This window comes from Veillonella parvula (assembly GCF_048309325.1).
Lineage (GTDB): Bacteria > Bacillota > Negativicutes > Veillonellales > Veillonellaceae > Veillonella > Veillonella parvula_T.
Genome location: NZ_DBFBTX010000002.1, coordinates 327911 through 348803 on the forward strand (window position 1 = coordinate 327911; position 20893 = coordinate 348803).

General features: G+C 39.3%; 18 protein-coding genes. 12 read left to right on the forward strand and 6 right to left on the reverse strand.

The genetic code is table 11. The annotated features are described in order from the left end of the window. The 4 genes from ACMKPP_RS01870 (at window position 1) to ACMKPP_RS01885 (ending at window position 5713) form a co-directional block, all read left to right on the forward strand. Window positions 1–2589: a 3'-5' exonuclease gene (locus ACMKPP_RS01870; protein ID WP_418369225.1), complete on the forward strand. Its 2589-nt coding sequence runs from the start codon at window positions 1–3 to the stop codon at window positions 2587–2589. Further along, on the forward strand, window positions 2589–3707 hold the full coding sequence (locus ACMKPP_RS01875; RefSeq protein WP_316146475.1) for an RluA family pseudouridine synthase: 1119 nt from the start codon (window positions 2589–2591) through the stop codon (window positions 3705–3707). Before ACMKPP_RS01870 ends, ACMKPP_RS01875 begins: the two co-directional genes overlap by 1 nt. 260 nt (window positions 3708–3967) lie before the next feature. Further along, the gene (locus tag ACMKPP_RS01880; protein WP_418369226.1) at window positions 3968–5092 is read left to right on the forward strand and encodes a cation diffusion facilitator family transporter; all 1125 of its coding nucleotides are present in this window, start codon (window positions 3968–3970) and stop codon (window positions 5090–5092) included. Window positions 5093–5140: 48 nt separating this feature from the next. Then, window positions 5141–5713: an immunity protein YezG family protein gene (locus ACMKPP_RS01885; RefSeq protein WP_316146253.1), complete on the forward strand. Its 573-nt coding sequence runs from the start codon at window positions 5141–5143 to the stop codon at window positions 5711–5713. A gap of 34 nt (window positions 5714–5747) precedes the next feature. Here ACMKPP_RS01885 and ACMKPP_RS01890 read toward each other — a convergent pair whose 3' ends face one another. Further along, the gene (locus ACMKPP_RS01890) at window positions 5748–7190 is read right to left on the reverse strand and encodes an amino acid permease (RefSeq protein ID WP_316146254.1); all 1443 of its coding nucleotides are present in this window, start codon (window positions 7188–7190) and stop codon (window positions 5748–5750) included. A gap of 293 nt (window positions 7191–7483) precedes the next feature. Between ACMKPP_RS01890 and ACMKPP_RS01895 the strand changes: the two genes are divergently transcribed. From ACMKPP_RS01895 to ACMKPP_RS01915, 5 genes are all read left to right on the forward strand, one after another. Then, a complete protein-coding gene (locus ACMKPP_RS01895) occupies window positions 7484–7891 on the forward strand; it encodes an SRPBCC family protein (RefSeq protein WP_004698277.1) in 408 nt (135 codons plus the stop codon). A gap of 66 nt (window positions 7892–7957) precedes the next feature. Next, window positions 7958–8347 (forward strand): MarR family winged helix-turn-helix transcriptional regulator, encoded by a 390-nt coding sequence (locus ACMKPP_RS01900; RefSeq protein ID WP_024060210.1) that lies wholly within the window; start codon window positions 7958–7960, stop codon window positions 8345–8347. 35 nt (window positions 8348–8382) lie between these two features. After that, entirely contained in the window at window positions 8383–8895 is a 513-nt protein-coding gene (locus tag ACMKPP_RS01905) for a pyridoxamine 5'-phosphate oxidase family protein (RefSeq protein WP_418369227.1), read from the forward strand. A 236-nt stretch (window positions 8896–9131) separates the two neighbouring features. Beyond that, a complete protein-coding gene (locus tag ACMKPP_RS01910) occupies window positions 9132–9905 on the forward strand; it encodes a hypothetical protein (protein WP_418369228.1) in 774 nt (257 codons plus the stop codon). 105 nt (window positions 9906–10010) lie between these two features. After that, window positions 10011–11318, forward strand: coding sequence for a hypothetical protein (locus ACMKPP_RS01915; RefSeq protein WP_418369229.1), 1308 nt, complete (start codon window positions 10011–10013; stop codon window positions 11316–11318). A gap of 235 nt (window positions 11319–11553) precedes the next feature. Here the strand turns inward: ACMKPP_RS01915 and ACMKPP_RS01920 are convergent, their stop codons facing one another. Then, a complete protein-coding gene (locus ACMKPP_RS01920; protein WP_418369230.1) occupies window positions 11554–12921 on the reverse strand; it encodes an NCS2 family permease in 1368 nt (455 codons plus the stop codon). Between the two features lie 146 nt (window positions 12922–13067). On the opposite strand from ACMKPP_RS01920, the gene ACMKPP_RS01925 reads away from it, so the two are divergent. The 3 genes from ACMKPP_RS01925 to aroD all read left to right on the forward strand — a co-directional run bounded on the left by ACMKPP_RS01925 (window position 13068) and on the right by aroD (window position 16099). Beyond that, window positions 13068–13487, forward strand: a complete 420-nt coding sequence (locus ACMKPP_RS01925; RefSeq protein WP_418369231.1) for an RrF2 family transcriptional regulator — start codon at window positions 13068–13070, stop codon at window positions 13485–13487. 261 nt (window positions 13488–13748) lie between these two features. Further along, window positions 13749–14993 carry an MFS transporter gene (locus tag ACMKPP_RS01930; RefSeq protein ID WP_418369232.1) on the forward strand — a complete coding sequence of 415 codons (1245 nt, stop codon included), beginning with the start codon at window positions 13749–13751 and terminating at the stop codon, window positions 14991–14993. A gap of 311 nt (window positions 14994–15304) precedes the next feature. Continuing rightward, window positions 15305–16099 (forward strand): type I 3-dehydroquinate dehydratase, encoded by a 795-nt coding sequence (gene aroD, locus ACMKPP_RS01935; protein WP_418369233.1) that lies wholly within the window; start codon window positions 15305–15307, stop codon window positions 16097–16099. Between the two features lie 131 nt (window positions 16100–16230). Here the strand turns inward: aroD and ACMKPP_RS01940 are convergent, their stop codons facing one another. From ACMKPP_RS01940 to aroC, 4 genes are all read right to left on the reverse strand, one after another. After that, the gene (locus ACMKPP_RS01940; RefSeq protein WP_308521821.1) at window positions 16231–16845 is read right to left on the reverse strand and encodes a type II toxin-antitoxin system RelB/DinJ family antitoxin; all 615 of its coding nucleotides are present in this window, start codon (window positions 16843–16845) and stop codon (window positions 16231–16233) included. Window positions 16846–17259: 414 nt separating this feature from the next. After that, window positions 17260–18495 (reverse strand): shikimate kinase, encoded by a 1236-nt coding sequence (locus ACMKPP_RS01945; protein ID WP_281782444.1) that lies wholly within the window; start codon window positions 18493–18495, stop codon window positions 17260–17262. 124 nt (window positions 18496–18619) lie between these two features. Further along, window positions 18620–19759 (reverse strand): bifunctional chorismate mutase/prephenate dehydratase, encoded by a 1140-nt coding sequence (locus ACMKPP_RS01950; protein ID WP_418369234.1) that lies wholly within the window; start codon window positions 19757–19759, stop codon window positions 18620–18622. Further along, window positions 19746–20840, reverse strand: coding sequence for a chorismate synthase (gene aroC / locus ACMKPP_RS01955; protein WP_418369235.1), 1095 nt, complete (start codon window positions 20838–20840; stop codon window positions 19746–19748). Before aroC ends, ACMKPP_RS01950 begins: the two co-directional genes overlap by 14 nt. Between the last annotated feature and the right edge of the window lie 53 nt (window positions 20841–20893).

Consider the following 20893-nt stretch of genomic DNA (forward strand, 5'->3'; position numbering starts at 1 on the left):
ATGCTTATCAATCGTGAACAACAACGCGTTATTGATGAAGTGGAACAGAATATCCTCTTGTTAGCGTCCGCTGGGACGGGAAAAACGAATACACTTGCTTATCGGGTGGCTCATCTCATCGAGGGTGGCTATGCGAAAGCGGAGAATATCTTGTGCATGACCTTTACGAACAAGGCCGCAAACGAGATGAAAGGCCGCATTCAATCGCTCGTGGGCAGTCCTGCAAAGGCTGTGGAGGTTAGTACATTCCACAGCTTTTGCTTTTTCATTCTCCAACAAGAGGGCAAGCGCAACGAAACCTTGTACACGGATGTGACCATCTTTGACGAAGAAGACTGCAAGGAACTCTCTGAATCGTACCGTCCTGGTAAATTGCGAGAAATGTCCTTTGCTAATGTTATCGCTATGGTGAAAGAATATCGTTCCTTATATGGCTTTTATTCTGATGATCTCGTAGGTGACTACAAGCGGACAATCGAACGCTTACAGAAGGAACAGCGCGAAGCTATTGAGCAGCTCTTCTCTAGCTTTGGTAATGTCCTCTACAGTGAACTCCATGATTTCTTGAACCATGGTCACGAATGGATTGCTGCGTATGATGAAAGCTTAGCTTCCGTGCACGGCCTAGATTTTACAGATCTCATCTGCGGTGTTCATCGCCTATTTCAAGACCCTGTAGTTCGTAAGCGCTGGCGCAATCGTTACAGCTATATCTCTGTAGATGAAATGCAAGATACAGGCGTACTAGAGTACAAAGTTCTAGAAATGCTGTGGGAAGGTAATCACGTGCTACTATGTGGTGACTATTTCCAAACGATTTACGAATGGCGTGGCTCCGATCCGTTCCGCTTGCTCAAGCAATTTGATGCGGATTTCAAGCCTTTAAAAATCATCTTCTACGAAAACTATCGTTCTAATTGGACGCTCTTTACGATGGCTTTCAAAACCTTACAAAATATGTTCCCTGACCTAGTTGGGTCTATCTACACTGAATTGCCTCGTGCCAATAGTGAAAGCAAGGGTAAGCCTGTTCTCATTAAAGGTTGTAAAAATAGCTACCTTGAGGGCCGCTATATCTACGAAGCTATCTGCGCCTTACCGAAGGATGCTAATATCGGCGTTCTCGTGAGGGATAATAAAAAGGCACAGCAGCTAAGTGATTCTTTTGAACGTCTTAACGGCGAACGACCTGAAGAGGAACGCCGTCACTTCATGATTATCGACGAGTTTAAATTCTTTAGACGTCAAGAAATAAAGGACATTATGGCCTACTTCAAACTGCTCATGAATCCAAACGACTCTGTCAGTGCGAAGCGCATTATCAAGCGATATGTTGCTGGCATTGGTGACGCTCGTATCGCTGCGATTGAAAGCCCAGAGACGCGCCAAGTAGGTTTAAAATTGACGGACTTCATGGATATGCCTATCTTTGAGGCGGAGCCTTATGCAAAGCTTGTCAGTGGCTTAGAGCAGCACGAAGTAGTTGTTTATGACGTGGAGAGCACCGGTACAGATACGTCTCAAGACCGCATCATTCAAATTGCAGCCATCCGCATCGATGAAAATGGACAGGTTTTAGAGACCTTTGAACGCTTTATCAATCCTGGTGTACCTGTTGGTCAATCCGAAGAGGTACACGGCTTCTCCGATGCGTATTTACAAGAACACGGCGAAGAGCCAGCTATAGTGCTACAAGCCTTTAAGGAATTCTCCAAGAATGCTATTATTGTAGGTCACAATGTAAACTATGATGTGACCATCTTTACGAATGAATTGGCGCGTCATAACTTGGGCAATCCCGAGTTCAAGGCTATTTACGATACCCTCGATATCTACCGTCGTTTCTATCCTAATTTGCCAAATCATAAATTGGGTTTCCTAGCATCTAAGTTCCCTATACACCATGAACCAACACATAATGCAATGGATGATATCTTGGCCACTGCACAGCTTTTAATTTATGCGGTAAAAGAAAAAATCGTACCGACCACAACGAGTCGCATGGTAGCTATTAATAAATATAAGGCAGCTTTCACGGATATCGCCTCTCAAATGGCGACCTTGCGTAGAAAAGCTTATACGGAGATGCCAACGAAATTATTGGCGTATATCATGAACCAAATGGGGGTTCTAGAATACTATAAATCTCATGGAGAAGCGGCAAAGGTAGAGCATATACGCGATTTGTATCGTATCATGGAAAAACTAGATGTGGCTTATGAAGGGCCTGCAGGTTTGGCTCGATTAAACCAAATCTTACAGATGGCGGCCCTTACGGCAGGTGAGCCTGCGCAGCAGGTACGAAATGAAGATCGCATTCCTATCATTACCATTCACCAAGCGAAGGGTAGCGAGTTTGACCATGTATTCTTGGCTGGGCTAAACGAAGGAACTTTCCCGAGTCCCTTTGCTATTGCAGAAGGTCGTGAAGACGAGGAAAAGCGTTTATTCTATGTGGCCATCACTCGACCTAAACAAGAATTGACCATTACCTTTGAACAGACGAATATACGAGGTAGGGCAGTTCAACCAAGTTCGCTACTCAACTATATGCCACGAGATCCTGAACTCGTAGAAAGGAGATACTAATGGCGCGAAAAACATATCGCCCCGATGATATTCTGTGGACCGTGACAGCTGTAGATATAGAAGCTGTACTTAGCAAGAAAAATGCAAGACAAAAGCTAATAGGTAATGGTCAAGATATATCAAGTAAAAATCGAGATATATCGAGTAGCAATCAAGACATATCAAGTCGTGATTCCGAGCATATTGGAGAAATATGTGATATTTCACTTGGTGAAGTGTTAGATACTAGATATCCTAGAAAGTCCTTAGTTAAACTCTTTGAAGAGAAATTAATTCACATTAATGGTCATAAGGCTACGCCAAAAGATGCAATCTATGAAGGCGACGAGATTTGGATTGCTATGGCCAAGGAAAAAATAGATCATGACCCTATCGAAATGGACTTACGCATTCTGTATGAAGATACTGATCTCCTTATTGTGGATAAACCAAGTGGTGTAACGGTAAACTCTAAAGATCAAATATCCCTTGCCAATGGTGTGGCGCATTATTTTAAAGATCATGGTATCAAGCGAAAAGTACGTTTCTTGAATCGTCTTGATAGAGATACGACGGGATGCATTGTCATTGCAAAAAGTGGGTTAGCTCAAAGTCTTTATCAACAGCAAATGGATGATAACACCTTTGAAAAGTGGTATATGGCGACTGTGGAAGGTATTTTAGAAGCCGATGAGGATTCTTTAGTATTCCCTATGGAACGCAGTGCTGATGGGATTCATTACGAAGTAAATGTAAAGGGAAAAGAGACTCGTACAGATTTTTCCGTCCTATGTAGACATTCCTCGCAGACTGTGGATAACTCTGTGAATAAGTCTAAAAGTTCTGTGGATATAGCACCAAAAAATGTGGATATAAACTTAGGAGATGTTGATAAAAGCAATCAAAATATGGACAAAACTGTGTATAAGTCCAATAAATGTGGATATACAGAGGTTTTAGTTCGTTTGTACACAGGGAAAACACATCAAATTCGAGTAGCTTTCAGCCATATAGGGCACCCTCTTGTAGGAGATATCTTATACGGTGCACAACCTACGGGACAGCCATTCCAATTACGCGCTCAAAAGGTAGTATTTACACACATGCGCACAGGAGAGCGTATTACAGTTACGGCATAATCTGATCTGATTAACTTGTTATGTAATACAAAATACTAGTTTGTTAATAATAGGTTTGTATTATACATTGTGAAGTCACAATACATCAAATTTTCTAATTGAGAAATGAGAATTATTGATAACTCAGTAAAATCAATAAGTTCAAAAATATTTTTCAAGAAAAATAATGACAAATGATAATCGATAAGCTATAATAGGACTATAAGCAAATCGATATAGTTCAATTTAAAAACTATAAATCAGAATGTAAGAGGTGTAGTATGATTTTACAGGATAATAGTGCAGCACGTAATCGGGGGATTACGCTTGCCAGTATAAAAGGCATTATAGGTAATGTCGTTCTCGTTATTTTTAAAATGATTGTGGGCCTTGCGTCTAATTCCATCGCCATCATCCTTGATGCGGTAAATAACTTAACAGATGTATTGTCCTCTGTATTAACTATTGTGGGTACGAGATTAGCCGCCAAAGGGGCTGATAAGGAGCATCCATTTGGCCACGGTCGTATAGAATATATGACTACCATGGCCATAGCTTTCATCATTCTCGGTGCAGGTATTGGATCCCTTAAGGAATCTGTGGATAAAATTATCCACCCTGAGGTATCTACATTTGATATTCCAGGTCTTGTTATCATCGCTGTTGCCATCGTTGTGAAAGTAGTGATGGGTCGTTATATCAAGGCACAAGGTGAGAAATATAAATCCGATGCGCTCGTAGCATCTGGTATAGATGCCCTTTTTGATGCAGTGATTACCTTTGCTACATTGGTATCTGCAGGCTTAGTATTTTTCTTTAACTTTGATATTCAAGGTTATGTGGGCGCTGTTATTTCTGTTTTGATTTTAAAAGCAGCGTATGATATTTTACGTGAAATGTATAACCATTTGCTCGGTGTTCGAGCAGATGATAATTTAATCCGTAATATTAAAGAAACTATCGCACAGCATCCGAATGTGGGTGGTGTATATGACTTGGTATTAAATAGTTATGGGCCAGGAGAAACAATTGGTTCCGTTCATATTTCTGTACCAGATTCTATGACAATGGCAGAAGTACATCCTCTAACAAAGGGCATTGCGGTTCATCTTTATAAAAAGTTTGGCATCAATATGACCGTTGGTGTATATGCTGAAAATAAACCAAGTGTAGAAGTACTTGAAATTAGAAAAGCTCTTGATCAAGTTATTAGTTTATATACACATGTAGTACAAGTACATGCCTTCTATGTACAAGAAGAAAAGAAGGTTATCTACTACGATATTATCTTTGACTTTGACGAAGAAGATCCACATGGTACATTGGAAAAAATCAAGGCAGAAATGCAAAAACGTTACCCTGACTATACACAATTCGCTATTGTGGATACGGATTTTAGTAACTAATTTTATAAAATGTAATTTGTGTTGATAAATTCTCTAAGGAGAGATGGAATGAAAAAAATTGCTCTTACCTCATTAGCTGTAATGGCGGTTGTTGGTGTGTTTGCGATTCAGCCTGTAGATGCAAAAAAGGTAGAACAAGATCCAGTAATGACACCTATTGAAATGCCTATGAATGATGAAATTCAACAGGTTAATGGTGTATCTAAATCTACTAATCAAGAAACACGACGTTTGTCTAATAATTTAGCACAAGCTACAAAAGTGATGATTAAGAAGAATTGGAAGATTATTTATATTAAAGCAGTCCCTGCGGGGGATAAGGATGCTGTGCGCTTCTATTACAAAGATAATAGAGGTCAAGTATATAATGGCCAAGTCATTAGGAATACAGGCCTATCCAAGGGTAAATATATGGCAGGTTCTTTACGTCAAATAGAGGCATTGCAAGAATTAGTTCACCATTTGCAACAGAATGGTCAAGAAGTACCATCCTCTATTGATATCATCATTACTCAAGAAGGCTATCGCATTAAGACTATCTTTAATTACAATGAAAATATAAGTAATCTACTAGCGTATCAACAACAATATGAACAAGAAAACTTCCCAACTATGAAGTAATAGAAAAGCCCGTGCATGCACGGGCTTTTTGTTATTAGATTACGTAATCATCGGAATCATCTTTTTTAGATTTTTTGTAAATTTCTTTTACACCAGCCATTTCGATGAGTTCTTCCCCAAGAGCATCTTCATCATCCGTGTTAAGCATGGAGTAGAAGGCCCAAAGAATGATGAACCATATTGGTGTGAACAAAAGGGCAATTCGCGTATCTTCGTTTAAGGCGAGAATTGCAAGAACGAAAATAAAGAAAGCTAGGATAATGTAATTCATTACAGGGTATAGAGGCATTTTGAATTTAGATTGTGCCGCTAGTTCAGGATTTTTCTTATGATATTTAAGGTGACAGATAACCATCATGGCCCAAATAAAGATGAAGCAGAATGTGGAGATTGATGTAATCATAACGAATACAGCTTCAGGCATTACATAATTGAGTACGACAGTAATCAATAATACGGCAGCTGAGAAAATCGTTGCTTGATATGGTACACTGCTGTGGGTCAAGCGCCGCATTGAACTTGGTGCATGACCGCGTTTTGCCAAGGCATAAATCATACGGCCTGTACTGAAGATACCAGAGTTTGTAGCAGAGGCTGCAGAAGTAAGAACAACGAAGTTTACGATGCCTGCAGCGGCTGTAATACCAACGGCAGTAAATACGGCTACAAATGGACTAGCAGCAGGGTTAACGGCAGTCCAAGGGTAAATACTCATGATGATAGCTAAAGAGCCTACATAGAATAAAATAATACGCAAAGGGATATTGTTTATGGCCATTGGAATAACCTTTTCAGGATCTTCTGTTTCGCCAGCCGTTAAACCTACGAGTTCTATGCCTGTGAAAGCAAATACAACCATTTGGAATGATAGGATAAAGCCCATCGTTCCATTCGGAAACCATCCTCCGTAATTCCACATATTGCTAAAGGCGGCGACGCCAGCATCTGTGGTGAAACCAGTAACAATCATGATGATACCGATAATGATAAGAGAGATAATAGCAATTACCTTAATCAAGGCAAACCAGAATTCCATTTCGCCAAAATATTTTACAGCTGTCAAGTTCATTAACAGCAAGGCGACTAGAACAAGTAAGGCTGGTATCCATTGAGGAAGCCACGGTATCCAGTATTGCATGTAGAGGCCTACGGCTGTCAAATCTGCCATGGCTAGTGAAAGCCAGCAGAACCAGTATGTCCATCCCGTGATAAAGGCTGCTCGATCCCCTAAGTAATCTTCTACAAAGTCGATAAAAGAGTGGTGATTTAGGTTAGATAACAATAACTCGCCTAGTGCTCTCATAATAAAGAAGCACATAACACCTGTTATTAGGTAGGCGAATATGATGGATGGACCAGCCAAGTGAATGGCGCGACCGGAGCCTAAGAATAGGCCTGTACCAATAGCACCGCCGATGGCGAGCAGCTGTACATGCCGGTTCTTAAGACCCCGTTTTAACTGATGCGTATCAGACATAATAAAGACCTCTTTTCTACAAACTATCTATAAATATAAAGGCTATGGATTACCATAGCTTTAACAATCTATAGAATCTTTAAAACTATTTTTTTATAATACAGTATCTATCCTAAAAAGTCAAATGTATTTTTACAGTAGACAAAAGGTCTGATGATTTTCTGATGAGAGTATACCCTTATATTGATAAACTCATAGAATATCTTTTTTATGAAGTTAATTGACGAATAATATAAAATAATTTATAATAAGTACACTTATAATAAAGCACTCATAAAAAAGGAGGATATAAAATGGAATTTAGTTTTAGTTTGAACATAAAAGCGCCAAAAGAAGCTGTGTGGGCGTACTATGCGAATATCGAAAAATGGTATGACTGGGAAGAGGATCTAAAAAATATTACATTAAACGGTAAATTTGAGACTGGTTCATGTGGTACAATGGAGCTTGAAGGCATGCCACCTATGGAATATCAGCTTACTCTTGTAAAACCTTTTGAAGAGTTTTGGGATAAGACTGAAACTCCATTTGGAGCTATACTTTTCGGACATCAAATAATTGATAATCATGATGGAAGTGTAAATGTAAAACATACTGTAAGTTTAGAAAGTGAAGATAAGCAACATTTGGAATTTTTAAGTCAAGTTTTTTCGGATGTTCCTCAATCTATATTTATTCTAAAAAATTGTTTAGAAAGATAAGGTGATTGCTGTTTGTTTACATCAAAATATAAAGACAATTCAGAAAAATCAACAGGATTATTGTTCATGAGGGTGTACAATAAATGGCATTTTACTATAAAACAAGCGTTAAAAGAGTTGAACTTAACACATCCTCAATTTGTTGTTTTAGCATCTCTTGCGTATTTATCACAACATGATAACGAAGTTACACAAGTTATGATTTCAAAACTTTCAGGGATAGATGTTATGACGGTATCTCAAATATTGAGCTTATTGGAAAAACGTGGTTTTGTAGAGCGAAAAGAGCACTCTAGAGATACACGTGCGAAAGCTGTTCTTTTAAATGAAAAGGGCAGTGAAATATTACAAAAAGCAGTTCCATTAGTTGAACAAATTGATGAAGTTTTTTTCGGAAAGCTGAATAGTGATGAGGCTCAATTTAAACATCTTCTTGGCAGATTACATGAAGCGTAAGGTATATCAATTTTCCGATTCTTGTGGAGGCTATTATGAGACGTCAAGATCGTATGGTTACAAATATAGATGAAATTAAGGGCATTTTAAATAGCACTCGCATCATTCACTTAGGGATGATGGATGGTGATTACCCTTACGTGGCACCTTTACATTTTGGCTATGAATTTATAGATGATGTACTTCATATTTTTGTGCATGGACATCATGAGGGGAAGAAGTTTAGTTTGATTAAAGTGAACCCCCATGTATTTATCGAAATTGACGGTGATGATGAGGCTCTCGTTTCAGGTGGAGATATTCCTTGTAAATATAGTTCAGTCTATTCCAGTGTAATGGGACGAGGAGAGGCTGCTTATTTAGAGAATATTGATGAAAAAGTTCATGGTTTACAAGTGTTGATGAAGCATCAGACCGGTCGAGAATTTACCTTTACCGATGCCATGGTAAACTCTGTGGGCGTAGTTCAAATTAAAGTTTTAGACTATACCGCAAAGAGACGAAGACAGCTTGAACAAGATATTATTATGCCTCCATTAACTAAATAATGACAAAACATCCTATTGAACTCTATTGTAATATAGCGTTTAGTAGGATGTTTTATTATGTATAACTAGTAAGCATTAAACCAACTATTTGCTCATAATTATGCTTTCACAATAGGAAAGATAAAAGTTTTATGAAGTAGCTAGGGCAACAGAATCGGTGGCATGTTTTTGATATAAATAAGAAAATATATCATTATATGTGTAAAGTATATCAATTTTTTATAAAAGGAGAGATCATGAAGAAGCTTCTAGTTAAGTCCGTTTTATCTGCTATGGCTGTAGGATTATTGTCTGCGGGATATGTTTCAGCAGATGTTGTTAATGATTCTATATCTACTGATAATATTGGTGTTTCAGCTACCGTTACAAATGATATGCCTAGAGTTCATCCTGATTCAGCAATTAAAGCATTGCCAAGAAAGACTTTATTAGAGTGGCCTATGAAAACACAAGAAGGAGCCCGTAATTGGAAAGGAATAGTAGAGGTTGCACAGCAATTACCGTATGAGGTCAAAGCACCTAGTTATATACCTTATGGTTATCAGCTCTATACAGCGCGTCAAGATCGAAATGATGTATTAGAGGTTGTATATTACAAAAAAGGTGTGACTATCTATCGGGATGGGAAAAAATATATAGATAGTATTATGGCCTATAGAATGGGATATTCCTTGGATACTGTGAGAGACACACCATATGTTCCATCTGAGTACGGCGATCTTGAATGGTCTAAACCAGGTGATTCTGGTGAGGTTTATTATACAGGTAATCCTGAAACGCATATGGTTCGCAGCATTACGTGGGCGAAGGATGGTATGGCTTACTTCCTATTTTTCTTAGAACAGGTGAAAGAAGCTGATGCGGAATTCTATAAGGAGCATGTGGTACCGTTGAAGAGTATTGATAGCTCTCGTTATGAACTAGTTGGTAACTATCCGATTAAAACTATTGAAGAAATAAAACAGGAACATGTAGTGCCTATGATAGCAAAGACTGGCGTGTTTTATTAAGATTACGTAGCACTATTGAAAGTCAGTGATCTGAGTTAAAAAATATAATAGATAAGTGATTACCTAATATACTTATGAAATATCTAAATTTAGAGAGAAGAGATTATGAGATTGAAAACAACAAAATCATTATTAGCCATGGGAATATTAGCTACCGTGATAGGTAGCTTTGGAGTACAATCAGTTAGTGCGTTATCTCCTTTAGTGGATGAAAATGGAAATACTGTTACCATCGATACAGTGGAAAAAAATAAAGAATTAATGAATCGCTATCGATGGTATGATCAAGTTGATAATGGTGATATTCTAGAGCGTAATATTGAGGCAACTACTAATTATTTTGGATATAATTTACAAATTCCGTCTTATATGCCTGAAGATTATGTAGTACGTGATGTAAAGTCTAGAGATCATGACGTATTAGAAATCGTGTATACGGAAACGGGCCATGATGGAGAATATGGTCAGAAATTAACCTTCTCTAATACAGATATTGTGTATCGCATGGGGTGGGCTATCGATACCGTGGTAAAGCCCATATTGGAAAAGACAAAATACAATGCTGATGATGCAGTTAGCTTTACTACCCCTAATGGAATCCCTGTACATACTTTAGGCTCTAGCAACGATTCTGTTCAAATTGCTTATTGGGAAAAAGATAATAAAGTTCATATGCTCTACTTTGCTTCCTCAAGAAACCAAAACTATGTAAGCAAAATTGTAGACTCTGTAGGGCCTCTTACTAACGTAGCCGCTGATAATACTCGATTACGTGGTGACCGAAATGATAAGCAAAATGTTAAACGAAGTAATGCGCAAAGTGTTAAACAAAATGGTGAACAAGATAGACCTCATTTTGAAACTATTGGGTTGCCACTGCGTACACATACGAATTCTGAGTGGCCTATACTTACGAGTAAATCCATCGGCTTACCTAGCGGTGTAATCGATGCATCTCGTAAGATGTCCTATGACGTATCTGTACCAAGCTACTTGCCTCTTGGCTATACATACTATGCTACACATTTTTATGATAATGATGTATTAGAAACTGTATATTGGAAGGAAGGTCAAGAATATCAAGAACGCAGCGGGCGTTGGGTAAATCATACGATGGTCTTTCGCATGAGCTACTCTATGGATACGGTATGGCCTAAAGAATATGTTCCAACGGAATACCATGACGTACAGTGGATTGACTCTACGCCAACCGGTGATGTGCAGTATACAGGTAATGTAGATAAGGGCTTAGTACGCAGTATTGCGTGGAGCAAAGATAACATGGCATATTTCTTGTTTTTCCAAGTGCCTGTAAAAGTATCTGAAGCAGAGTTTTATAAAGATCATGTAGTACCATTAAAAAATATTGATTTAAGTCGTACAGACTTAATCGGTGTAAAAACGATTCGTTAATACTAAACCCTAATAAGACTCTATAGTACGATTCGGTGATGTCATACGACGTTAGCGTTTAGTAAAAGAGTATATAATAAAAAGAACCTATTTCCTAGATATTAGGGTAATATTTTTGGAGATAGGTTCTTTTAGTATAGTAATATATATTTTGGGTTTGTAGCGTATTAGTGATTTTATAGCTATCGAATATAAAGTAGCTTTCACTAATAGCATCATTATGGGTATACGTTAATTAGAAGAATACGTAGCGAATAATAACGAGAACCGCCAATACGTACATAATCCAGTTAACTTCTTTTGCACGGCCTGCAATGATTTTGAGTAGAGGGTATGCAATAAGACCTGCGGAGATTCCGTTAGCGATGCTGTATGTGAACGGCATTAATACGATAACGAGGAATGCAGGGAAGCCTTCAGTCCAATCATCGAAGTCGATGTTGCGAATGGCACCTAACATGAGGGCCCCAACGATTACGAGGATTGGAGATGTTGCTGCATTTGGTACAAGAGATACTAAAGGGGCAACAAATAAGCAGATTAAGAATAGTACACCTGTTGTTACAGCTGTTAAACCTGTGCGGCCACCAGCACCAACACCTGCCGCACTTTCAACAAAGGCAGTAATCGTAGAAGTACCGAGTAATGCGCCCGCACTTACACCAAGAGCATCTACGGTCATGGCTTTCCCAAGACCTGGGAATTTACCAGATTTAGGATCCGCGATTTTCGCTTCTGTAGCAGTACCGATTAAAGTACCCATAGAGTCGAATAATTCTACGAAGGTGAATGAAAAGATAATCGTGATTAAGCCCATGTGAAGAGCGCCAGGAATATCTAATTGAAGGAATGCCGCTTTAGAGAAATCAGGTACTGCCAATACAGTGAAGTTCTCAGGCATTGTGGAAAGGCCTGTCGCATAGGAGATAACCGTTGTTACCAAAACACCAATCAAGAGAGAGCCTTGAACCTTACGAGCCATTAATAAAGCCGTAAAAATGAGGCAGAAGAGAGCCAACAAGGTTTCGCTACTGTGCAAATTACCAAGCGTTAAGAGTGCTTCGGATGCTGGAGGTACTAAATTACCATGTGTTTGCACGACTTGACCTAAGGAGTTTGGAGACAAACTAATGGAGATAGCCATCAAGCCAGATAATTTCAAACCGATGATAGCAATGAAGAGACCGATACCAACGGTAATAGCAATCTTCATGGAGGTAGGGATGCCTTCAACAATCATTTGTCGCACCGACGTAAGTGTTAATACGAGGAATACGAGACCTGAAATGAATACCGCACCTAATGCTGTTTGCCAAGATACGCCCATACCGAGAACTACAGTAAAGGAGTAAAATGCCAAGAGGCCAACTCCTGGAGCGAGAGCAATTGGGTAGTTTACGAATAAACCCATAGCAATCGTCACAAGACCTCCACCTAAGGCTGTGGCAATGAGGACCGCATCCTTATCCATACCTGCAAGACTAAGAATGTTTGGCGCCAAGAATAGGATGTACGCCATCGTGATAAACGTAGTGATACCTGCTAAAATTTCTGTTTTAACGGTTGTACCACGTTCACTGAGTTGAAATAATTTATCTAACATTAGATAAAATCCTCCCTATATGAAATTAAAATCATACCTAAATAAAGATATTTCGATATATGTATAGTGTATCATATTTCCCACCATTTTTTGTATGAATTTGTGATATACTATTAATATATTATGAATGATATAGAGGTTAACTTATGAAAATATCTACAAAGGGGCGTTATGCCTTACGGATATTGGCGGATATTGCAGAACATGGGGTAGAAAAAAATGTACCGATTCGTGAGATCGCAGAACGCCAAGGATTTTCCGATAAATACTTAGAGGGGATTGTATCTCGTCTATCCTCCGCGGGCCTCGTTAAAAGTGGACGTGGCAAATACGGTGGATATCGTTTGGTGAAAGATCCATCTGAATACAATGTATATGAAATTTTATATGCCGCAGAGGACTCCATTGCTCTCGTGTCTTGTTTAGAAGATGATGTAGAACCGTGTCCTATGTTTAATGACTGCTTGACAGCTTCATTGTGGCAGTATTTACAAGATGAGTTCCGACATGTTATGGAACATGTTTCCTTGCAAGATGTAATGGATCATAAATTTCCTACGGAATAATTGATAGTCCGAAAACTTTAGTTTGAATAATCTTTGAGGATTACTACATTGTATACCTATATTTTAGGTATTTTTTATGGAAAGAGTCGCGTTTCGTATGCGGCTCTTCTTTATATATGAAATTAAAATGTAATAACATTTTATGAATAGTAACATAGATTGAAATCTAAGTAGGGCTGTAATTTAAATGGAACTGTAATTAAAAGTGATTTATGTGTATATTAGTTTATCTAAACGATTTTATGTGGAAGGGAGGGTACTATGAGTACAAGTGTATATGATGCTCGCGGTGGCATGCGAAACGTATGGATTATTACGGCTAGTATGACTGTGCTAGCCATATGTTACACAATGATAATTCCTTTTCTCCCTATATATCTATTAGAACTCGGTGTTCCTAAGGCTGATGTAGCACTTTGGTCAGGCCTCGTCTTTGGTATTACCTTTCTTATCGCTGGTATTATGGCGCCGATTTGGGGCAAAATTGCAGATAATAAAGGGAAAAAGCGGATGGCTTTGCGCGCTGGTTTTGCCATTGCTGTCAGTTATGTTCTCATCGGCATGGTAACAGATCAGTATCAATTGTTAATGGGGCGTGCCTTAGTTGGGTTCGCTAATGGTTTCTATCCTACAGCGATGACCATGGTTTCCCTCAGTGTGGATGAGAAACAGGTGGGCCGTGCCCTCGGCATATTCCAAACAGGTCTGATTTTAGGCAATGTCATCGGCCCATTTTTAGGTGGTGCCGTTGAAAGTGTCGTAGGTATGCGCCCTGTATTTTATATATCTGGTATAGCCGTATTCATTGCTACCTTGGCAGTATTGTTTCTTGTAAAAGAACCAAAACTAGAAGTTGAAAATACAACTTCTAAGGAGCAGTCCAAACAGCCGGCAAAAGCTACATCCTTGCGAGAAGATTTTAAGTCGGTTCAAGAACAACCTGTATTAGTAAGACTTTTATGGATTTACTTCTTTATGCAATGTGTCATCATGATGCTACAGCCTATTTTGGCGCTTTATGTAGGTGATATGCAAGGCACTATGGAAGGGGCAGCCATCATTTCAGGTACAATCCTCAGCATCGGTGGTTTAGCTGGTTCCTTAACGACCAATATATGGGTGCGCCTCGGTGAGCGTCGTGGGTACTTTAGAACCATTTCCTACTGTATGCTTGGTAGTGGTGTTGTTCTCTTACTTCAAAGCTTACCAGTAGGTATCTGGTGGTTTGGTGTACTACAAGTATTAATTGGCTCTTGTATTGTAGGGATCAACCCATCTTTGAGTGCAGCTGTAACACTTAATACAGAACCAGGCTTTAGAGGTCGCATGTTTGGTATGACGACGACGGCTCAACAATTTGGTTCCATGGTAGGTCCAGTGTTTGCAAGTATTGTATCTACCTATATTGGGATATCCTATGTATTTAGTATTACAGGTTTGCTATTACTTTATATGGGATTCCAATCACGGAAACTATCTGTTCAACATGATAAATATAGTGTGTGAATTAGAGTTTAACAAGCTCCTTACTAATATATATTGGTAAGGGGCTTTTACTTTTTTATGCTTTTTTTATAATACGAGGCTTTCAGGTACAGACCGTTTATTGGTAAGCGGTCTTAATCTAGGGTATAAGAAAAAGTGATGTTAATCGTTAATCTAAGAATACTGTTTTAGTGCATAATAGCAGGCTTTCATACGTTTTTAGTGAATAGCAATTCAATATGAGTCGATTGATTGCTTTTACAAAAATATTGGTATATAGTTAGTTTAAGGTAAGTCATTAGTCTCACCGTGTGGGACAGAAAGGAGTTATTATGGTCCGTATCGGTCATACTGTACTCGGCGAAAAGGGCACAAAAATATGCGTGCCTATTGTGGGCACAACAATGAAAGAGATTCTAGATGCCACCGCGGTCGCATGTAATACACCGTGTCACGTAGTGGAGCTACGCATTGACTATTTCGAGCGGGCCCACTCCATTGACGCTATTATTGAATTATTAATGCTCATCAAGCCACAACTGAAAGGTCGTGGGTTGCTCTTTACATGGCGCACAAAAGGTGAAGGTGGGGAAAGAACGATTTCTACACAAGATTATTTTACAATGCTAGAGCGTTTGATTCCTACAGGATTGGTGGATGCTATCGATATTGAGCTGTTTTTTGATCAAGATAGAATGCTTAAAACGATAGAGTTTGCTAAGGTTCATGGAATCACTATTATCATGAGTAACCATGATTTCCATGGTACACCGAGTCGTGAAGTCATTGTAAATCGACTCATTCAAATGAAAGAGTTCTTGGCCGATGTGCCAAAGATTGCCGTTATGCCCCACACAACTGGTGATGTATTAACGCTCCTTGAAGCAACGGCTGAAGTGAAAGCTTTGTATCCTTCGGATCCAATTATTACGATGGCAATGGGAGAACTAGGTACTGTTACACGCACTGCAGGTGCTCTATTTGGAAATGCCATGACCTTTGCCTCTGCTGGTAAAGCATCGGCGCCAGGTCAAATCGATGTGTATGCTTTAAAACGAATTTTAGATACTATTGATGTAGATGGTGTATTTGACGAACAACAACATAAACGGGTAAAAGTGCATTAAAAAAGTCGGCGAAAGCCGACTTTTTTATATGTTTTGTATTTCTTGTAGTATATTCATTTTTGAAGGGCGGATATAAAAAATATATATATTATTATTAATGACTTTATATAGAATATTTCAGCTCTCCATATTTATAAATCTTCAAGGAGTTCATTAAAAATTTTTTCCGCAGGTTCACCAATTCCTTTTTCTGCTTGATTTAGCCCTAATTGTATTCTTGTAGTTAAATCTTCTTCAGTCCAGAAATCATTATTAATAGCATCAATCCATTCTGGACGGAGGATAGTAGGTGGAATATCCTTATTAAATTGTATTTGTTTAGATACAAGTGTAACTGTTTGTGACATGGTTAAACCCATTTCTTTTAGGATTGCTGTAGTAAGTGTTTTTACTTTAGGGTTAATGCGGATGTTAAGAACACCTGTTTTATCAATTGTATCGAAAGCTACTTCTCCTTCATTTGGGGTTACATTTCCGTAGTTTCCATATCTATTGATAGTTTCTGAGGCTTTTAATGTAGTTTGTGGTTGTTCATAGGTGCCGTTGTTGAGTGTGCTTGGTGTAGGTGTTTCATCTATAGGTGCCGTTGGTAACGCAATGGCAAACGGAATGCGACGTTCTTTAATGATTTGGCGGAATAGTGCATCTAGCATGGAGGTATAGGATAGACCTTGTGTTTTCAATATACTGGATACCTCTTGTTTTAGATCTTCGTTGATGCGGACTTGTAGGTTTACGGTTTTCATAGTATCTCCTAGTTTATGGATAATGTTATACATATTGATTATAGATATAGTGTTTAATGTATTTTGACGCTTTACATAAAAGATATTTCTTTCTAAACAGTATTTTTACAATAATATTTTTATAAAGCTATAGCCTTAAAATATATTTACAAAACATATTTTGTAAAAAATAATTCTGTACTTGTAATTACATTGTAATTGCAAATGTAGTTTTTTACAAATATCTTTAATACATAGGACATGTAAAAAAGCAGTAGTTACCCTGAGGATAGCTACTGCTTTTCAGTTTATATCATTGATGTCATGATATGAGTTTTATCTAAGAATACAGATGTAAATGCTCTCACTTCGATAGATGTAGAAGCCCTTACTTATATAAAGAAAATGGTCTTATAAATATCGTTATATAAACTCTTACAATAAGTTTGATTCAAAGTCTTCGAGAATAGCCGCCACCGTTTCTGGTGCATTGCGATTATGTTCTACGATGCATTGTGCAAAGCTTTCATACATTGGAGTGCGAGTTTCTTCGAGTTCACGTAAACGTTCTATGCCGCCACTAGATAGAACACGACCTGAAGTAGATAGTTTTTCTACAGGTTGCGTTAATTGGTAAATACGACCATTTTGGCGTAGGTGTGCATAGTTTTTAGGTACTGTTACACAACCGCCACCAGTGGAGATGACAAGGCCAGTTTCTGTACCTAATTTTGCAATCATTTCTGCCTCTTTTTCACGGAACGCAGCCTCTCCTTGTTCTGTAATATAGGTAGAAACATTGCCAATTTCTTTTTCTAGCTCGTGATCCACATCAAACCAAGTACGGCCCATCTCTTTACCGATTGCTCTGCCTACTGTTGTTTTTCCAACACCAGGCATACCGATGAGGATAATATTTTCCTTTTCACGGCGCACATCTCGCAAGATTTGTTCTATCTCTTTGGTACCAAAGCTTTCACCTTGAAAATGATTAGCCGCCTTAACACCTTGTGCCACGAGGAAAGGTAGACCATCACAGTACGGAATATCCATCATTTCTGCTTGTAAAAGCAAAACTGTACGGCGCGGATTGTAGATGAGATCCACAACGCCTTCTAATTTAGAAAATTGCATAATATCTATGAGGTTAGCTGGATTATGCGGATACATACCAATAGGTGTGCAGTTAATAATAATTTGCGCTGTTTCATAGTAATTAGGCGCATCAGTATAGAGCGGAGCTGTTTTACGAGATAGATGCGTGATGCTCTTAGCACCTAGATCTTCAAGAGCTACGTGAACCGTAGCAGAGGAGGCACCATCGCCAAGGATGATACATTCTTTACCGGATACATCGATGTCAGCGTGTTTTAGAGTAAATACAAATCCATCGTAGTCTGTATTGTAACCGTGCCATTTGCCGTCTTTACGGACCATCGTGTTTACACAGCCAATGCGTTCTGCGCGAGGGTCTACTACATCGCAAGCTTCAAGGGCGTTAACCTTGTAAGGGAAGGTAATATTAATACCTTGTAATTCTTGGTCTGCAAAGAACTCTTGCAGTTGGCTCGGTTCTCGTTCAAATAATTCATAATTAGTATTTCCCAAAGCATTGTGGATGCGTGGGGAAAAGCTATGGCCCAACGTACGGCCAAGTAAACCAAATTTCATAGGACCTCCTAGGTCAATATACACAAAATGGCTAATAGGCTGTCACCTATTAGCCATTGGAGTTTTAAAACTATATCCATTGTACTATATATGCCATTAATAAGCACTACCATAAAGGAAAATATCAATTTTCAGGATAATTGCCGAGCAAGCGGAATTTATCTTGCGATGCGTGGAGCTCTGCTAATACGGAAAGTACTTTTGGATCTGCCAAGGATGCTTCTAAATCGAGGTAGAACAAGAATTCAAAGTTATGTCCTACGATCGGACGGGACTCGAGTTTTGTAAGGTTCACACCGATATTAGCAAACTTGGTGAGCAATGTACCAAGGCCCCCTGGAGCATGACTTGCAGTCGTTACTACTGAGATTTTATTGGCTCCTGGGTATACGTGGAAATCCTTACTAATGCAGATAAAGCGCGTATAGTTGTTATCACTGTTTTGGATATTTCTCAATAATGGAGACAAATTATATAGGTCTGCACATTGAGGTGCTGCGATAGCCGCTACTCCAGGGTCATCACTAGCCGCTACGAGCTGTGCAGCTCGAGCCGTATTGTCATAGGAGCGTAATTCTACGCCTCCTAACGTATCTAGGAAGTGACTACATTGGCCCAACGCTTGAGGGTGGGAAATTATGGTATGAATATCTTCTAGTTTTGTGCCTTTTTTCACGAGCAAGTCGTGAGATATCCAAAGGCGCGTGCCGCGAACGATATAGCATTTGCGCTCTTCTAAGAGGTCATATACTTCTTTTACGGACCCATTGGAGCTGTTTTCGATAGGTAATACACCGAATTGACATTCGCCTGACTCAACGGCATCAAATACGGCACGGAAACCCGTTACATAATGGATTTGGCTGAGGGGTAATAATTTATCACACGCCATTTGCGCATTGCTGCCGAATACGCCGGCGCAAGCTACGCTACCTCGTTGAGGTGGCAAAGTAGGGGATTGCTCGATGGCTTTTTTCATTTTTAAAGTGAATTCATTGTCTTGGAATAGTTGCTCAGATTGGTATGTACGACTCAAGCTAAATAATGCTTCAAAAAAGCGGCGTGCATATAGATCGAGGTCTGGACCTGCATCTTTTGTTACCTTGTCGAGGATGTCGCGCTCTCGTTTGGCATCATAAATAGCCTTATTCATTTCTTTTTTTGCAGCCGCTACGTCCTTAGAGAGTTCCATGCGCTCTTTGAAGAGGGCGAGCATTTGGTCGTTTATATCGTTAATCTTAACGCGTACTTCATCTAAGTTCATGGTCAATATCTCCTAAGAAATCAAGAATGACAAGGGCTGTAACGGCTTCGATAACAGGTACAGCACGAAGCGCTACACATGGGTCGTGACGACCTTTAATGGTGAGTAATGTGTCCTCTTTTTGTGAAAGCGACACAGAATGTTGTTCCTTATAAATGGATGGAGTAGGCTTGATGCCCACTTGCATAATGAGGGGCAAGCCGTTGGTGATACCGCCTTGAATGCCACCGCTATTATTGGTAGTTGTTGTGATTATATCGCCGTCCATGGTGAAAGCATCGTTCACTTCTGATCCAAGACGAGAGCACATGTCGAAGCCACCGCCAAAGGACACGCCTTTGATGGCAGGTACGCCAAAGATCACGCGAGCTAATCGGTTTTCAATGCCGTCAAAGTTTGGATTGCCAAGTCCGATTGGTAGACCTGTAGCCACAACCTCAACGATACCACCGGTAGAGTCGCCGTCTTTTTTTAGTTTCATGACTAAGTTTTCTACTTCAGGACGCTTGTCTGCATCGACCATAGCGATAGTTTCGGTAGCTATTTTGGCAAGTGCTTTCATATCTGGATGAACCATATCGATAGGAGTATCTTGGATTGTACCAACTTGTTTTAAATGGCCGTGAATTTCGATACCTTTTTCACGCAATAACTGTAGTGCAATGCCACCAGCTACGCAAAGAGGTGCTGTAAGACGTGCCGAGAAGTGGCCGCCACCGCGCATATCTACCTTGTCACCATAGCGCATGCGAGCCGTAAAATCCGCATGAGATGGGCGAGGAATGTCGCGTAAGTTATTGTAATCACCGGAGTGCTGCGATGTATTGCGAATCATAAATGCTAATGGAGATCCACTGAGCATGCCATCTACCATACCTGATAAGAATTCAGGTATATCGGCTTCTTTACGTTGCGTTTGTAATTGGTTTTGACCTGGCGCACGGCGCTTTAAGAAGGCTTGTAGCTCGTCGATGTCGATGGTATGTCCACAAGGGAGGCCTTCTACGATACCACCGATGGCGTACCCATGAGACGCACCAAAGGTAGATACTTGTATGGTTTTACCGAAATTAGATGCCATTATATTTACTCCTACTTATAGTATGTATGACTAGTATTGTTATCTATTGAAAC

Coding starts and splice junctions, on each gene's coding strand:
- ACMKPP_RS01870 (WP_418369225.1), top strand. CDS start 1: ATGCTTATCAATCGTGAACAACAACGCGTTATTGATGAAGTGGAACAG.
- ACMKPP_RS01875 (WP_316146475.1), top strand. CDS start 2,589: ATGGCGCGAAAAACATATCGCCCCGATGATATTCTGTGGACCGTGACA.
- ACMKPP_RS01880 (WP_418369226.1), top strand. CDS start 3,968: ATGATTTTACAGGATAATAGTGCAGCACGTAATCGGGGGATTACGCTT.
- ACMKPP_RS01885 (WP_316146253.1), top strand. CDS start 5,141: ATGAAAAAAATTGCTCTTACCTCATTAGCTGTAATGGCGGTTGTTGGT.
- ACMKPP_RS01890 (WP_316146254.1), bottom strand. CDS start 7,190: ATGTCTGATACGCATCAGTTAAAACGGGGTCTTAAGAACCGGCATGTA.
- ACMKPP_RS01895 (WP_004698277.1), top strand. CDS start 7,484: ATGGAATTTAGTTTTAGTTTGAACATAAAAGCGCCAAAAGAAGCTGTG.
- ACMKPP_RS01900 (WP_024060210.1), top strand. CDS start 7,958: ATGAGGGTGTACAATAAATGGCATTTTACTATAAAACAAGCGTTAAAA.
- ACMKPP_RS01905 (WP_418369227.1), top strand. CDS start 8,383: ATGAGACGTCAAGATCGTATGGTTACAAATATAGATGAAATTAAGGGC.
- ACMKPP_RS01910 (WP_418369228.1), top strand. CDS start 9,132: ATGAAGAAGCTTCTAGTTAAGTCCGTTTTATCTGCTATGGCTGTAGGA.
- ACMKPP_RS01915 (WP_418369229.1), top strand. CDS start 10,011: ATGAGATTGAAAACAACAAAATCATTATTAGCCATGGGAATATTAGCT.
- ACMKPP_RS01920 (WP_418369230.1), bottom strand. CDS start 12,921: ATGTTAGATAAATTATTTCAACTCAGTGAACGTGGTACAACCGTTAAA.
- ACMKPP_RS01925 (WP_418369231.1), top strand. CDS start 13,068: ATGAAAATATCTACAAAGGGGCGTTATGCCTTACGGATATTGGCGGAT.
- ACMKPP_RS01930 (WP_418369232.1), top strand. CDS start 13,749: ATGAGTACAAGTGTATATGATGCTCGCGGTGGCATGCGAAACGTATGG.
- aroD (WP_418369233.1), top strand. CDS start 15,305: ATGGTCCGTATCGGTCATACTGTACTCGGCGAAAAGGGCACAAAAATA.
- ACMKPP_RS01940 (WP_308521821.1), bottom strand. CDS start 16,845: ATGAAAACCGTAAACCTACAAGTCCGCATCAACGAAGATCTAAAACAA.
- ACMKPP_RS01945 (WP_281782444.1), bottom strand. CDS start 18,495: ATGAAATTTGGTTTACTTGGCCGTACGTTGGGCCATAGCTTTTCCCCA.
- ACMKPP_RS01950 (WP_418369234.1), bottom strand. CDS start 19,759: ATGAACTTAGATGAAGTACGCGTTAAGATTAACGATATAAACGACCAA.
- aroC (WP_418369235.1), bottom strand. CDS start 20,840: ATGGCATCTAATTTCGGTAAAACCATACAAGTATCTACCTTTGGTGCG.